We start from the raw sequence: 15,458 nt of genomic DNA, 5'->3' as shown, positions 1-15,458 counted from the left end.
GGAGGCGGATGTTAATGATGCCCTCTGACCCTGAGAATTTTTCAGTACCTAGCGGTATTAAAGCTACTGTTCAGCAAGCCGTTGACCTCATAGCTTTCCATCCATCGGTTGATCGAATTGAGAGTATTGCTCAAGCTCAACCTGATTGTGTTCACGTTACGGTAGCAATTCGCTTGGGTTTACCATTGCCTTGGATGGCAGAAGGCAGTAGCCCAAACGGAGTTTTGGCGGTGGAGCCTGTCGTGTTCTCCTTTCCTCCAGATTTCCCAGTTCATGCACCCAAAATCCGACTTCGAGATAGCTTTGATCGTTCCTTAGCTCATATTCAACCTGGTTCACCTGAAGAACCTATTTATCCTTGTGTTTATGAGGGTAATCTCGATGAATTGCTACAGGCGGAAGGGCTTTGGTCAATTATTAACCAGACTGTTAATTGGTTAGAGAAAGCAGCACTTGGTCAACTTATTGATCCAGAACAGGGTTGGGAACCCGTCCGGCGTGACAACTTGAAACATCTGGTTGTAATTGATAGTGATCGCATTCGTAGCCTTGTCTCCCCAAAGCGAGAGAAGCATTTTTGTTTCCCGTTTGTTTACGTAAAATTCAAGCAAGCAGCACTGGTTGACGATTTAGTTCAGCCAAGATTGATTTACGGACAAGTAGGTAAGACTCCGGTACTTGTAGATCGAGTAAATATCGATCAGTTGTTTTACGAAACCAGTTTGATTCAGCCTGAGATCGGGTACAGCCTTGCAATTGTTGTCACACCAGGTAAATTACCATCTGGTACACCTCATATTGCAGAACAGTATCAGCCCGAAACCGTAACAGATCTCAATAGCTTGCGGCAGCGGGCGAAGGAGTATGGGTGCTTAAACAGTTTAGATACTGTTCTATCAAACTTGAAGCAGCACATCCGCAAATGGACATTCAAAGGACGTAAGTTCCCGATCGCAGTCATCCTATGTGCTCGCCGTCCATTTCACTTAATTGGGGAGTCTTCTGAGATTGAAATATTGCCCTACATTCTTGATATAGGCGCACCACAATTATTAACAGAGGGCGATCGCACTCCTGTCACTCCAGCCGCGCATCAGCATGCCATCACGCCAAAGCTTCTAAAGTCTTTCTCTGGTGAGTCACCGCTACCTGAGAATCGAGATATTACCCTCATTGGTGGTGGTAGCCTTGGCTCTAAAATTGCACTTCATCTAACTCGCAGTGGCAAAGCCCCAAAGATTATCGTTGATAAAGGTTTGCTGACTCCGCATAATGCTGCCCGATACGCCCTAATTCCATCAACAGATGTAGAGCTTACCTGGTTCAACTACAAAGCTGATGCTTTAGCATTGGCGATCGCAGGCTTTGGGCAATCCTCTCAGCCCTTCCACGAAGATGTAACGCAGATTGTCCAGAAGCCATCCTTATTGAAACAATTTTTCCCTGATCAAACCTGGGGAGTTATTAATGCTACTGCGTCATTGGCTGTGCGAGAGACGCTTGCCTCAATCCAACCCGATATTTTACCGCAACGAATTATTGAGACATCCCTTTACGCCAATGGCTTAATTGGGTTAGTTACAGTTGAAGGCAATGCCAGAAACCCAAACTCTAGCGATCTCATTGCTCAAGCTTACGAAGCAATCCGAGTTGAAGAGCGACTCCGCAAGGCGTTTTTTGAGGCTGATGAACCAATGCGCCGCCAGAGTGTCGGTCACGGCTGCGGTTCGATGACAATGGCAATTTCAGATGCGAAGTTGTCCTTAATGGCAGCGTCCATGACAATGAGCATCTCCCAGATACAAACAAATGGGTTTTCCGACGAAGGGCGAATACTTTTGGGTGCGATCGCTGATGATGGAATGGGATTAAATTGGACAACGATTTCCGTTTCTCCAAGCCAGATCGTACCAATTCAAAATAATCCGACTTGGAATATTCGGATTGCCGCTCGTGCTCATCAAAAGATTTTAGAAGAATGTAGCAACTATTCCGGTGTAGAAACAGGTGGTCTTTTAGTGGGGCGTGTATCTCAAATTCAACAGGCATTTATAGTAACGGACGTATTGCCCGCATCTCAAGACAGCCAGCGGTCGAGATCTGAATTTGTGCTAGGGACAGTTGAAGTCAAGGCAATGCTAGAAAATTACTCCGAATCGTGCGGTTATGCACTTTATTGTCTGGGAACTTGGCACAGCCACTTGCAAGATTCTGATTTCTCTAAACGAGATTGGCAAACAGCGCAGCGAATTGCTCAAAGTCGAATTATCACATCAGTCCTATTAATCCGAACGCCAGTAGGTTATCACGCCATCACTACATAAGGCATTGAAAAGAATCAAGTTTAATATCGGGTTCCATTTTCACGATTGAGTTGAGGAATAGATGCAATGGTTCAGGGTTTAATTGAACAGAATTTTGACACTTACACACGGCGAGCACGTCTTGGTCCCGCGTTAATTGTCGTTCTACCTGTTGCTTTAGTCGTGGTAATGTTTTTTCCGAGTGAACTAACTCTTCTGGGAATTTTGGTTAGCGTGCTAGTTGGTTGTGGTGGTGCAGCGCTACTAGCCCAAATAGGTCGGGACATGGGCAAGCAAAAGGAGGAGAGTTTATTTGAACTCTGGAACGGGAAACCAACAACCCGAAGCTTGCGACATCGTGATGTCGTAAACGCCAGCCTGTTAGCGATGCGTCATAACAAACTACAGACTTTGCTGCCAAACCTACGACTGCCAACAGCAGCGGAAGAGATTGCTTCTCCAGATAAAGCAGACGAAGTTTATGAGGCATGTGCAACTTTTCTACGCAACAAAACTCGTGATAAGGAAAAGTTTAACCTTGTTTTTGAGGAGAATTGTAACTACGGATTTCGCCGCAATCTCTGGGGGTTGAAGCCAGTTGGTATCACGCTCTCGCTATTTGGTCTAGCAGCATCCGTAACTGTAATCGTTCTGAAACTTCTAGTTTGGAAAAATTCTGTTCCTCTGTCAGCAATTGCTTGTGGAATCGGTAGCTTAATTCTACTGATTCTATGGATAACTCTCTTTACTCCAACGTGGGTCAAGATTGCCGCAGATGCTTATGCAGAGCGGTTATTAGAAGCTTGTGAACACCTATGAATATCTAAGGTACAGCACTGCTAGTAGGCACTGTCAGTATTTTCTATGCCACGATTACGTCTAGTTTGTATATTCGTCTCATATCTCATTTAGGTATATGGTTCAAGCCCTTCAAATCGATTCAGAGCGATTGATTCGCGACCTTGCTACAGGCATAGTGCAGCATTTTGGAAATCTTGAAAAATCAAAATATTGGGAATTTCCGCGCTCCCTTCATCGAGCCGTTGAGCATCTTCAGATCCTATGTCTTGCTCAAGAGACAATAGGAGTAGTTGGCGTTCCTCAGTTCCTTTACTCTTGGGCGCAAAAGCCGATTTTTGAATGGGGAGTTGCCCTGGAATTACCCGATGATTGGGCTAATGAAACGCTCCTCGAACAAGGTTCACCCAGTCCCTTCTGTATCGAAATTCTCCCTGAATTGAGTGAGGATGAGCAAAGCCAAAGGGCTTTTTTCGATGCAGTCTTTACGCGATCGGCTACTCAACCCAGTCGTTACAGTGATCTGCGGTGCTTTATTAATGAGAATCCTGTGATTCGGCTGGGTGAATTGGAAATTCGGCGCATCACCGAGCTTGAGGAGTTTCAGGATTTACTTGCTCCACACGCAGAATTGAGCTACGAATCTGCTCCAGAGTCTTACCGCTATGAGGGTAAGTTTTGGTGCTGCGGGCACTGTGGAGGGCTGCTACATCGCATTTCTAGTGCAAAGGGGCTTGAGTCACTTCGCTGTGAAAATACCTTTTGTGCTCAATACCAAAAACCTCCTTTGCCATTTGAGAGCGATGAAAAAGACCAGGTGTTGCGCCTAAAGCGGTATTTGCGGCGCTCCTGGCATCGCCCTGGTGTGGCTGAGCTACGACTTGCAAGGCAACTCTGTCAGCTAGGAGTAGACGTAATCTTGTACCCCGATCGCGATGCTTACGACTTGCACCTGACATTTAGCGATGGTTCCAGTTGGGCAGTTGATGTCAAGTTTTGGAAGAAGGCTTATAACCTTGCAAAGTCAGTAACACAGCCTATTCCTCAAATCGAGTTAATACCTCACCAAAAATCATTTTTTGTTTTTGCCGATGAGCTAAAGCATGAGGGAACAGCGTACATCCGAGAATTTCTCAATATCTGCTCCGTCAAGCTGTTACCTGAGCAAGTGCAGTTTGAGTCCGATTTTATCCAGTTAGTCCGGCAGCAACAGAGGAAATCCAATGCGTAGAATTACAGCGTGGCAAGACCGCTTAAAAGCCTCAATTCAATCGCTGCCGGAAAAAACGCAAGTACGAGAATTGCTGGATGCTGAACTGGGGTTATTTCTGCTGAGTCAAGTAGCTGACCAGGAAGAGCCTGCAACTGGAGTGTGGGTATTGCTCACTGGGTATCCCCATGATGCTATTTTCAAAAATCTTTCCGACTCACAAAAGCGGGCGATCGCTATTGCAAGACATTTGCTAGTAAGATACCGTCGTCCCTATAGCTGGAAAGAACTGTTGAAAACTTATCAGGCGTTCCCAGAATCCGTTCGAGGCTACGATCTATCTCCTGATTGTACCGTCTATAAAAGGCGGCAGAATTTTTCGGAAGCCCTCGACCGTTTTGAAATTTACGAGCAAACGCTCAGTGCTGAAATCCCATCTATTAACCGTTCCATCACCTGGGCAACCGCAGGAGATTATGAGTGTGAGGTGAGCGGAATCAGGCAAACCCTTCACTTGCCAGCAGAATTTGTTGCGACACCGCCACGATCGCATAATTTAGCAGGCACTCCATCCAGAAACCCCATTCAAATACCCTGGTATGAACTGTCAGAAACAGCACAGTGGATGGACGACCAGCTTACAAAAATTGGCAAGACTCCCGAATGGGTCAATCGCTTTGCTGGTTTACGCTTGAAGACCTTTGATGTGGGTGATAACTTGGAGGTCAATGATGTTTTGGTAATTGATGGTCCGACCCACATTGGTGGTCAGCTAGGGGTTGGAAAGTCCAACCTCATGAAAATATCAACCTGTCATCAAGCCAGAGGTGGCAAGCGAATTGCGATTGTGGTTGCGGATGTAATGCAGGTCTTTGATCTCTGCAACTTTTTTCAAGCATTGGGGCTGTCAGTCGCACCAATTTTAGGCAACTCAAACCGCGAAAATCACCTAGAACGGCTCCTCAAAGCGACTAAAGGACAAACACCCCAGGAAATATTAGACCATTACAGCAATCCAGTTTTTGATTGGGTAAGTACAACCTGTCCTCTATCTGCACTCATTCAGGAAATGGAGGTGCCTTTTGCTCCTGGAGAACAGCCGTGTCGTTTCCTCAAACCCCTTAACAGTAAAGCTGAAGAAAAACACGCTTGCTCTCTCTACTCAGTCTGTCCCTACCACCACAAAGATATAGCTTTAGTTGACGCTCAAATTTGGATTACGACACCTGGTGGCTTAGTCTATAGCCGAGTTCCTGCTCAAATTAATTCAGAGAGCCTGACTTACTATGAATTAATTCACCGATGCTGCGACTTGGTAATTATTGATGAGGTGGATCAGGTTCAGAAGAACTTAGACACCCAATTCTGCCCCCATGAAACTTTTTATCGCCCTGGCGGAAGTGCCTGGTTTGATCAGCTTTTCCGCACTGTACAGGCAGAATTAGATCGTCAGGAACGTAAACCACTCCGAAATCAAAAGATTTCTGACTGGTGGGCGGCATTGCAAAAAGCAGATATTGCGAAGGATCGTATTTATCGTCTAGCCTACCCGGAATTAAGCGAGTGGCAGGAGCGGGGGGAGTATTTTACAGACTGGATGATCTTCAATCGAATTGCCAAAGACCTCACTGAAGATGAGCAGGCAGCCGACGAGTTCATGCTAAAACACTTCCAGCCTTTTCTGAATTCTGATTTTCAGACAGATCCGTGGTTACGAGATCTAGCTAACGAAGCACTTGATCGCGATGTTAACACCGATTTGCAGGAATGGATTCGGCAACAAATTCCGCATCTCAGTCAAGCTCGAATTCAGCAAGCAGCCATTAAATTAGAATTTGCGCTACTGGTCTGTACTTTGCAGAACAAGCTTAATACGGTCGTTACTCGTTGGTTTGATGTTCAGGATGATTTGAATTTAGGTGGTGACTCAAAATGGTTCCAATCCCCGCCATTGGATTACAGTACCCTTCTCCCTGTATTTCCAATGGGTAATCAATTAGCTTTCCAGTACACCAAAATGCTGAATGAGGAAATGGGAAGCTTGCGGTTTTTCCGTTGCATGGGCTTGGGTAGATGGTTGATTACAGGCTTCAAGGATATTTTTCGAGCCGACAACCTTGCAGCACCTCACGCTTTGCTACTTTCAGGCACGAGTTGGGCACCTGATTCTCCGACCTACCATGTTGATATTCCGATCGAAGGTGTCCTTGTTTCTCAGGCAATGGATGCACCAGTAGAAATTCACTCAAAGATTCTGCCGATGCGCGATCTGCGAACAGGTGCAGCAATTTCGGTATCTGGTACTGGGGCTAAGAAGGAAAATAATCTGAAAACGATTGTTCGACGGTTGATCGAGGATGAGTATTTGGAGGATGCCTTTGATTTAATTGGCACTCGAAAAATCGTTCTTTATGTCCCCAGCTACGAACAAGGAGTATGGGCAGCAGATGTTGTAAATGAAAGCCAATATGCAGATCGTGCTGTGCTTCTGGTACGGGACGATTCTGGACAGAGTAATTTGGGTAAAATTTTGCGATTGCCTAGAGGGCAGGTTGAGCAGTTTGCTACTTTTTTAGATCGGGATATTTTAATCGCACCCATATCTGCAATGGAGCGAGGTCATAATATTACTGATAGCCAGGGAAATGCTGCCATTGGTGCCATTTTTATGCTGGTTTTTCCGCATCCAGTGCCCGATGATTTCAGCCATCCCGTGCATTTAATGTGTCGGTGGGCAATGGATCACTACAAAACAATATCCGCTGACACCGTTGTTAACATCGGACAGGAATTTAGCGATCGCGCATTTTCAGAATGGCTCTCTCTGCTGCGGCAGCCCATAATTCTGCGGCAGTTAAGCCCTAAAGCTTTGGCTCAACAGGCTTGGGATATAGCAATTCAACAGTGGCAGGCAATGTCTAGAGCCACGAGAAACTGCAATCCTGCCTGGATCTATTGGTGCGATGCAAAATTCACTGAGGAAAATCCAGTTCAATTACTGGAATTAATCACGCAGAGTCTGAGCTTTTATTTTGACCCTACCTCAAAAGCGACAAAGCGCGATCGCCAGATTGCTCAAGCCCTTTATGAACCGTTTTACCTCGCCCTCAAAAATACCTCACGGCTCTGATTTATGTACAACGAAATCCGGCTGCTTTCATTACGCCTCAAAAATCCGTCTGCGGTGCAGCAGACCTACTCCTGCCTCAAATTTCCTAAAGATGCAGTAGCCAATCTCAAGACACTCAGCGCGATTCGTGATAATCGAACAGAAAATACGGTTAACCTTCCGAGTACTTCTTTAGTTCATGCAGTCCGGGCTTGTATTCCAGATATCGCAAGTATTCTGCCTGGACTTGGCTTAACGGGCGGTAGAAATTCAGATGGCTGGATTTTTTCATCTGCTCCCATTTCAACCCCTTATTTTTCGGTATTTTTCCGGCACTGGTTGAATGTGGAATATCCATCCGAGAACTTGCGAGGCGATTGTCGAGAAGAACAATTAAAAAATGGAGCGATCGCAGCATTTACTCCGGATGCTCTGGAAAAATTGACGGGCGAGGTCATCTTAGATGCAGCCCAATGGGGACAATGGGAAAACGGTACAGCAAAGCTCGATTCGCTGACTTTTAACCTTTTGCCTGATTTCCTAGCAACGCAACTAACGGCTCCTGGTTTGCGATTTAAACTACAAGGCGAGTGGATCAGATTCTACCGTTGTAGCTCAAAGGAGGGGCAGGCGGAATTAATTTCGTTTCCTCCCCTCAAAACATCATTAGGCAAGCAAGAAGCTGATTTTTATTATTCAATGGCGATCACTATTGAGGTTGAAACTGTGCCTTTTCAGGCTGAGCCAGAAGCTAGATTCAACATTAGTGTACGGCGTTGGGTAAGCAGTGAAGTCAAAAAAATCGTCGGAAATCACGCTGTGTCGGTTTATTTCCGCAATCCACTCGCTTGGGGCAAGGCGATCGATTCCGGCAAAAATACTGGCTATTTTCAAGTCGCACCGCTCATCTGGCGAGGAGACTACCATTGGGATAGTAATTTGCTGCCCCTGCTAGAGCAGTTTAATCCTCTGTCCCTAAAACCTGCCGAAATTTGTGCTGATCCGGTCAAAGCTCTTAATCTAAAAGGCGATCGCAATATTGCCCTGACTCACGCTGACGGGATTTATCCAGCCCACCGCGTTGGTAAAGGCTGGTTTACTGAAGACTGTCGGCAAATTACCGAGCAAATTATTGAGCTTTTACAGGACGATTGGGCACCGATTAATTACCTCCGTGTCGCTGTCCCTAAAATCGCCAAATCCTCTGCTACGCCTTATCAGTCGCCGAGACCAAGCAAAAATTCTTGGGATGCGACTCCACCAAAACGACGAAAGGATGAAGACGATGCCGCATATCAAAAGCGGGCAGAAAAAGTTGGAAAGCAGAAGTACCATAAACGCTTGATTGAGGCTAAACGCTTGCGGGAGGGGATTGTCGCCTGCGTCGGCAAGCATTTAGTTTTAGAGATTTGGTATCAAAATACCTCTAGTCGAGATGCCTGTACCCAAGCAGTTTGGTTTAATTTGGGACAGGAATTATTGGAGGCGGATACGAGTCAGAATTATCCCGATGGCGTGGTTGTAGACACTTGCTATTTCCGGGAGGAGGATTTAACTGTCACCCTACTTAAAATTGAAGCCAGAGGGATTCCATCTGCTCTTGCCCTAAAATCAGACAAGAAGCCAAACGAACGTGAAATCTTAGCAGCATTCAAAAGGCGGCAGGAAGACATTTCTCAAAGAATTCGGGAACTTCCAGAGGTTCCAAAAATCTCTGAAAGAGGTGCAATTTTAGAAATCGCAGGGCAAGACCAGTGGGAAAAATCATGGCTTGACCCCTATAGAATTTGCCGAGCAGCGTTCGCATCTGAAGGGAGGCTGCTGCAATACATTACTCAGGAGCATGAAAGGGTTCCGAAAAATGAGGGCGACAAAATTGGGATCGCGCGGGCAAAGGAAACACTAAATTCCAGAGCCACATCATCCGTACAAGACGTACTGCGGGCGCTAGGAGTTCAAGCTGTACCACCCAAAATCGTATTAAAAGGAGCCACACTTCCCGACCCATTGGTTTATGTTGGCGTTTGGCTTGTAAACCGCACCTCAGAAACCACCATCAACGGAAAAGGATTACAGTTACCGATCGCAGTTATGCTGCGTTCTGACTCAAACCAAGTCTGGATTACTTATCCAGGAGCGATGCAGAACGGCTCAATCTGGCTTCCCTACAGTACTGGGCAATTAGAGATTGCATCAGGAATCACGCCCATTGCAGCGGAAACAGCCCCAGAAAAACGGAAAGCACTACAGAAATCTGTCACAGATTTTCTTGCTAATGTTTTACAAAGCAAAGAAATTCGTCGAAACCAAAGTCTCATTACATTTGATGCCTGCAATTTCCGGCAGGCTCTACCCTGGCTACAAGACAGAAATTTAATTAAAGATGCTCTTCAAATGGGTGATGCACCTCCGAAAACACCAGATAAATTACGCATTGTCAGGATTCGTGAAGGAGAGGAAACTCCTGACTGGTATGGAATGCATAGCAAAGCAAAAGATTTAATTCCGATTTTTGATCAAACAAAAGAGTTTCCTAAAGCATCTGAAATGGTGCAGGGTTTATTTTGGAGCGGTACGAACGATCGCGTTTTCCTGAGCATTGCTCAAAAAGCGTCTACAATGCCTGCTCTTAGAGGCGGCTACAGCAAATTAGACCGCCCTGAAACGAGTTGGTCTAGCCCTCAAGCAGTTGAACTTACGATGGCGCACCTTCAACCTAATGATGAGCCAAGTCATTGGGCATTTCTAGCGCATCAACTGCGATCGTATTCACTGGCTTATAACGACAATTTGGTTTATCCAATCATGCTCAACTTGGCTCGGCAAGCCAGTGATTATGCTTTGCTAGTCAAGTAATTTATTCTTTCAATCTCAACTCGCTGCTTGGAAATTCCCCGATTCCGTTCCTTATCGTCTATCAAAATCCTGCACTTGACCTGTTTTTGTAACACAATTATTCTGTCCTAGTTAGAGTACGGTTCCTAATTATTGCCTTATTCTTTGTTCGTCGGCTTTAAGCTTGCTTGAACCCAATCCTCGATAAGGGAAGACACCTCGTTTTTTATTGTTTTATCGAATCTTGGGCAAGCGTATATCCTACGCAGGCTCTCACTGCTATACCCCATCAGTTCTGCTAAGCTCTCAATCAATGGTTCAGAATATCCTTGTTGCAAAACATAACTCACAAACATTCTTCTTACTGTGTGAGGGGTTAAAACCTTTCCTGTAATTCTGAGCGAAGCATTTTTTATGATATTTCTAAACTCAGTGGAATTCTGATAAGGCTGTCCATTGTGTTTTGTAAAAACACATGAGTGGCTTGGATGAAAGGATGAGCGTAATCCCCCTGGTATTGACTTTAAACTTTCCTTTGCAATATTCCCAATCAGCCATGCCTCAAGATATTCATAAAACGTGCGATCGCCTGGATAAGTAAGATTGGGTACTTTCAAAGTTATTGAACCTCCAAATCGCTTACTTTTGTGTTTATTTACAGCTAAACTGATCCACCAAGTTTCATTCTCCTGATACAGACAACTGTTCTCTTGCTGTTTTCGCTGGAAGTTATCCTGGTTTTCGTGAAAGGGTATGAATTGTAGTTCTCGATATACAATTTGTTGTTGAGGTGGCAGATACGCAAGAAACGCAAAGATTAAAAATCGTTGATAACTTTGAGCGATCGCCGTCAAGGTTCGAGAAGGCTGGCTTACTTCACACTCAGCCCTGAGAACCTCTACCATTTGAAGAAATTCAACCCAGCTTAATTCCTCATTGGTAGTAACAGTAGGTTTTTCCTCGATAAGTCTTTGGGTTCGTCTTACGTGGCGTAACGCTTTCACAACCGGAATATCTGAGAAGCTACTTCCCTGAAGATTGCCCATCTCAAATCGATACACGAACTTAGCAACCGCAATCCAAGTTTGCACAATATTAATTGCTGTGCGAGAGCTTTGGCTCTCTCTTCCACCCGAACTACTACTAGCCTGCAACCACTCGATGTATGCCCGTACTAGTTGGATTGTATATTCAACGGTAGCTTGTATCTGTTCTCTTCCCTTCTTATCAGCTTGGGATCTAAGCGGAACAAATGGGACAAGCTGTTGCAAACTTAGGTCCTCAAGAGGAACAGCCTTGTAGTGATGCAACCATCCTAATATGAGTTGAATGTTTGTTAAATCGTTTTTTGCTGTAATTGGTTTGACAGGAAGATCTCCTAAACCAGTAGCAGGACTAATTCTAAATTGGTAAAACTCGTCCAGTTCTTGCTGAAGATGGCTAGGTATCTGAGATTTTTGAGTTGCCCTCAGGCTGTATTTTGTTAAAGCTTTTCGATTAGTAGTACGGATACTTTTGTCAGAGCCAGATAGTTTTGCAGGTTTGACCTCAGCTTGCTCAGAGCTAATCCATGTTAACCATTCCTGAGACTCGCACCAGGCTAAAAATCGATTGAGTATATAACGCTGAGTACGCTCGCTTCCCCCCGATACATTTGATTGTTTAAGCTGTTGTTGCAAAATTTCAGGGGCTTCTTGAAGTCGCTTTAGCTCTATGCTTTTGAGATTATCCAGACCAACCTGTTTTTCAAAATCTGTAATTTTACTTCCTTTGAGCTTTGGGAATCCCCAACCTGGTAGCAAGTAACGCAGCAGCATAGTCTGCAACTGAGCGATCGTGGCGTTAGCCCTCTTTTCTGACTCAGAAGCGCGAAGAAATATGGCATAGAGGTCGAAAGCCTCGTATAACGAACGAGGCTTATTCTCTTGCTGCTGCATTTTACAAGTTGTAGTTGCAAGGGGTAATAATTCCTTGTAACTACAACTAGAGTAAGCCCTGCTTTTTTGACACTCCAGGGAATTCAAGCTATTTTTGACATTTTTTAATTTCTCTTATATTATTAGAGAGATTGTATTACCTGGCGGGGGGACTACCAGTCAATCTATTCCGAAGGTAAACATCCAAAATCCTTTATTAGCCTTGGTTAGGAGAGCCTTGCGTGGTTCAGCTTATTAAAGCTACAGATAAAGCAGAAGCTGAGGGCTTGCCAGAAGGATTCAGGTTTCTGGTTGCAAACGACATGCGTTTATTTGAACCTGCAAATTTATTTCTCTATAAAACTTGTGTGATCAGTGGGCGGGTTGAGAGTCTGGATACCCAGAAAACTTACGCTGAGGCGCTTTACGACTGGTTTCAAACCTGCGAGGACATGGGCTGGGAGTGGCAGGACATTACAGAGCATGAGCTTGCGATGTATCGCAATCGAATGTTAACAATTGCCAGCCCCCATACAGGTCGTTCGTACAAGCGAAACACAATAAATGGGCGCTTGGGCACAATTTGTCGGTATTACAGTTGGGCACATAAAGCAAAACTCATTGACGAGCTTCCGTTTTCCTATGAGAACTTACGTGTTCCACGTAGCCACGATTCAGCTGCCCTAACCCATTTAAACCGCAACTCAGGTCTCAGGGAAGTTAATACTCTTCTATTAAAAAGTCCTAAGCCTGATATCCGAGCTATTCCAATCCCTGAGTTGCAGCGTATTCTTCAAAAGTTAGGACCAGCGAAAATAAGAGATTCAAGCGATCCACGACCAAGCAGAGATCGAATAGTAGCGGAAGCGTCTCTGTTATCAGGTATGCGCCGAATAGAAATCGCAAATCTTAGTGTGAGCCAAATTCCTGAATCAGGTGTTAGTAATGAGCCATTTCGGCAAATTGGTTTAAAGATCACCAAGGGCGGAAACCCAAGAGACGTTTATTTGCCACAGGAGTTTATATCCCGGATCAATTGGTACATTAAGCTTGAGCGAGCGAAGACTGTTGCTAAAGCGAGAAGAAAAGCTAGACAGAGTGGTTTCACATACGAAGAACCAGATGCGTTATTCCTGACTCAAGATGGTTCTCCAATTACCAGAGAACGCATTACTCGAATTTTTGCAGATGCAGCAGAAGCGGCAGGAGTTCCCAACGCTGATTTTCACGGTTTACGTCACACCTATGCAATCAATCTCTACAAAATCTTGAAGCGTAGTGATCCAGCGCCTTGGAAAACTATACAGATTCTGCTTGGGCATGCTGACCTCGGCGTTACTTTGAGAACGTATCTGAAGGCAGTTGAGGTAGACGAGGCAGCAATTTCAGACGCTATTGAAGATTACTACAACGAGATTCTTTATGGCTAGGAAACAGAAGATCGATCGTAGTAGCGGTATGGTGCCTTTAACAACCCTTGAAATAGGGTTGGAAACAGTAGTCGTTGATAACTCAAATTCAGAATCTAGCTCAGATCAAATGATGCAAGCTGGTGTGATGCTGTACAAATCTGAGTCTGGCATACTCTTAATAATAACATTTACAAACCAAGATACTATCTCAACCTTTGATTTCACTAAATACCTACACAGGGGTGAAATCGCCATTGGTTTTGCTGAGGCTTTCTATGCTTGTGGAATTCAACAAAGACAAAACACAAGGCAAAATATAATAAAGGGATTAAAGCATTTCTTCAATTTCATTGATGATTTCGAGCGGGCAAATTCAGAACTAGCCCCTATCGCCAGCCTTAAGCAAATTACAACATCGCTTTTGAATGCTTTTGTTGAATGGCTGAATAACCGTAAGTGTAGCCTAGGGAAAAACAAAGGACATCCTTCTTCTGATAATACTAAATCAAATCGCCTTACTCCAGTAAGAGGCGTAATAACATGGTTGAAACAGAACCGTTCTGCAAAGATGGCATCAGATTGTGAGATACCTTACAATCCCTGGCCCGGTCGTGCAAGGCGAACAATTGCAAAATCAGTCCTGCCCAAGTCTACTCAACAGTTGCTAGAACGGGCATGTCTAGAAGAAATCGATGAAATTTGGGGCGAGTTTGAACACGGTCTGAAGTTAATTGAACAGGCGCTGCCTCAACTACCATCCAAGGAACAAGTAGCTAATTTAGATGATTTAGCAGACTGTCTTGCTTACATCAAGCGTTACTACAACGGACTGACTCCTTCTTTAGAGCATAATTTGAAACATAACGATTACAAGCTTTTTAGAGCAATTGTAAGGCAGCATGGAGGAGCAGAAAAAATTAATCGTTATCTTTGTCCTACAGTTAGACGACTCGTTCCTTTCATTCTTTTCATTACATCACGCACATTTGGCAATATTGACTCAATTCTTCTTATGGGGCGGAATTGCATCTATGATCATCCCATATTCCCTAACCGGAAAATTCTTAAGTGGTACAAACCACGAGCGAATCAATACAATAAGCGCAGTTATTCTGCTCGTAGCAGACGAAATGACTCGGTGCTAGTTATTGTCGAACGAGTTCTAGCGATGACTGAAGTGCTTGTAGATGCAGTTAAAACTGCTGAACAGAAGAAAAGGCTATTCATTTATTACACTCGTACAGGAGAAGCAAATTCATTTGAGAATGGCTCTAGCTGTGGCACTCTCTCAAATGCTCTAAGCGATTTTTTTCATAAACATAATCTACCCAAGATCAATCCAAGTCAATTGCGCGTAACTGGTTCTGATCGCGTTGACGAACTGACACATGGTGATATCTACGCCCGTAAAACTGCTTTAAATCACGAACATGTGCAAACTACTCAAGACTTTTATACATCAGATGGTATACGGCAACGCAATTCAGAACGCATCGCCACTTTACAAGGTGAATATGTTAATTGGATCAGATCGAAAGGCAGTCTTGATCCCAGAGTAGTATCAAAAGATATAAAAGATTTGTCACCAGAACAGGTCGAATTAATAGCTTCTGGGCAGCATGTTACTACCACCGGATTCATTTGCAAGGATCCTCTAGATTCTCCACAACCAGAGCAGCCTAAAGGAAAAGTATGTTCAGCATGGCTTGGCTGTTTCACATGTTCCAATTCCATAATCGTTCTGGACGCAAACACTTTAGCTCGACTTCTACAACTAGTAGTCCACCAAAGGAACTTTGCCTAGTTTAGCGGGTACTGATAAACTGACTCAAAGACTGGAGGGTGTATGAGCCAGAAGAAATATATCGTAAACTT

The 15,458-nt window shown here is 44.5% G+C and carries 8 protein-coding genes; 7 read left to right on the top strand and 1 reads right to left on the bottom strand.

What is annotated here, in order from left to right; all coding sequences use genetic code 11:
• Positions 1-14 precede the first annotated feature (14 nt).
• The 5 genes from H6G89_RS20340 to H6G89_RS20320 all read left to right on the top strand — a co-directional run bounded on the left by H6G89_RS20340 (position 15) and on the right by H6G89_RS20320 (position 10,276).
• Positions 15-2,324: a Mov34/MPN/PAD-1 family protein gene (locus H6G89_RS20340; RefSeq protein ID WP_190509826.1), complete on the top strand. Its 2,310-nt coding sequence runs from the start codon at positions 15-17 to the stop codon at positions 2,322-2,324.
• A 66-nt stretch (positions 2,325-2,390) separates the two neighbouring features.
• The gene (locus H6G89_RS20335; RefSeq protein ID WP_190509824.1) at positions 2,391-3,122 is read left to right on the top strand and encodes a hypothetical protein; all 732 of its coding nucleotides are present in this window, start codon (positions 2,391-2,393) and stop codon (positions 3,120-3,122) included.
• Positions 3,123-3,219: 97 nt separating this feature from the next.
• Positions 3,220-4,332, top strand: coding sequence for a restriction endonuclease-related protein (locus H6G89_RS20330; RefSeq protein ID WP_190509822.1), 1,113 nt, complete (start codon positions 3,220-3,222; stop codon positions 4,330-4,332).
• Positions 4,325-7,441 carry a hypothetical protein gene (locus tag H6G89_RS20325; protein ID WP_190509820.1) on the top strand — a complete coding sequence of 1,039 codons (3,117 nt, stop codon included), beginning with the start codon at positions 4,325-4,327 and terminating at the stop codon, positions 7,439-7,441. The genes H6G89_RS20330 and H6G89_RS20325 overlap by 8 nt, the downstream gene beginning before the upstream one ends.
• Positions 7,442-7,444: 3 nt before the next feature.
• Positions 7,445-10,276, top strand: coding sequence for an RNaseH domain-containing protein (locus H6G89_RS20320; protein WP_190509818.1), 2,832 nt, complete (start codon positions 7,445-7,447; stop codon positions 10,274-10,276).
• A 137-nt stretch (positions 10,277-10,413) separates the two neighbouring features.
• On the opposite strand, the gene H6G89_RS20315 is transcribed toward H6G89_RS20320, so the two are convergent.
• On the bottom strand, positions 10,414-12,192 hold the full coding sequence (locus H6G89_RS20315; protein ID WP_190509816.1) for a site-specific integrase: 1,779 nt from the start codon (positions 12,190-12,192) through the stop codon (positions 10,414-10,416).
• A gap of 221 nt (positions 12,193-12,413) precedes the next feature.
• On the opposite strand from H6G89_RS20315, the gene H6G89_RS20310 reads away from it, so the two are divergent.
• Positions 12,414-13,601 carry a tyrosine-type recombinase/integrase gene (locus tag H6G89_RS20310; protein WP_190509814.1) on the top strand — a complete coding sequence of 396 codons (1,188 nt, stop codon included), beginning with the start codon at positions 12,414-12,416 and terminating at the stop codon, positions 13,599-13,601.
• The gene (locus tag H6G89_RS20305; RefSeq protein WP_190509812.1) at positions 13,594-15,387 is read left to right on the top strand and encodes a phage integrase SAM-like domain-containing protein; all 1,794 of its coding nucleotides are present in this window, start codon (positions 13,594-13,596) and stop codon (positions 15,385-15,387) included. Before H6G89_RS20310 ends, H6G89_RS20305 begins: the two co-directional genes overlap by 8 nt.
• Positions 15,388-15,458: the final 71 nt, after the last annotated feature.

The sequence above is a fragment of the Oscillatoria sp. FACHB-1407 genome, from assembly GCF_014697545.1.
In the GTDB taxonomy this organism is placed as follows: domain Bacteria; phylum Cyanobacteriota; class Cyanobacteriia; order Elainellales; family Elainellaceae; genus FACHB-1407.
Note: the sequence above shows the minus strand (reverse complement) of the source record. Positions and strands in the feature narration are given on the sequence as shown.

Coding starts and splice junctions, on each gene's coding strand:
- H6G89_RS20340 (WP_190509826.1), top strand. CDS start 15: ATGATGCCCTCTGACCCTGAGAATTTTTCAGTACCTAGCGGTATTAAA.
- H6G89_RS20330 (WP_190509822.1), top strand. CDS start 3,220: ATGGTTCAAGCCCTTCAAATCGATTCAGAGCGATTGATTCGCGACCTT.
- H6G89_RS20315 (WP_190509816.1), bottom strand. CDS start 12,192: ATGCAGCAGCAAGAGAATAAGCCTCGTTCGTTATACGAGGCTTTCGAC.
- H6G89_RS20305 (WP_190509812.1), top strand. CDS start 13,594: ATGGCTAGGAAACAGAAGATCGATCGTAGTAGCGGTATGGTGCCTTTA.
- H6G89_RS20325 (WP_190509820.1), top strand. CDS start 4,325: ATGCGTAGAATTACAGCGTGGCAAGACCGCTTAAAAGCCTCAATTCAA.
- H6G89_RS20335 (WP_190509824.1), top strand. CDS start 2,391: ATGGTTCAGGGTTTAATTGAACAGAATTTTGACACTTACACACGGCGA.
- H6G89_RS20320 (WP_190509818.1), top strand. CDS start 7,445: ATGTACAACGAAATCCGGCTGCTTTCATTACGCCTCAAAAATCCGTCT.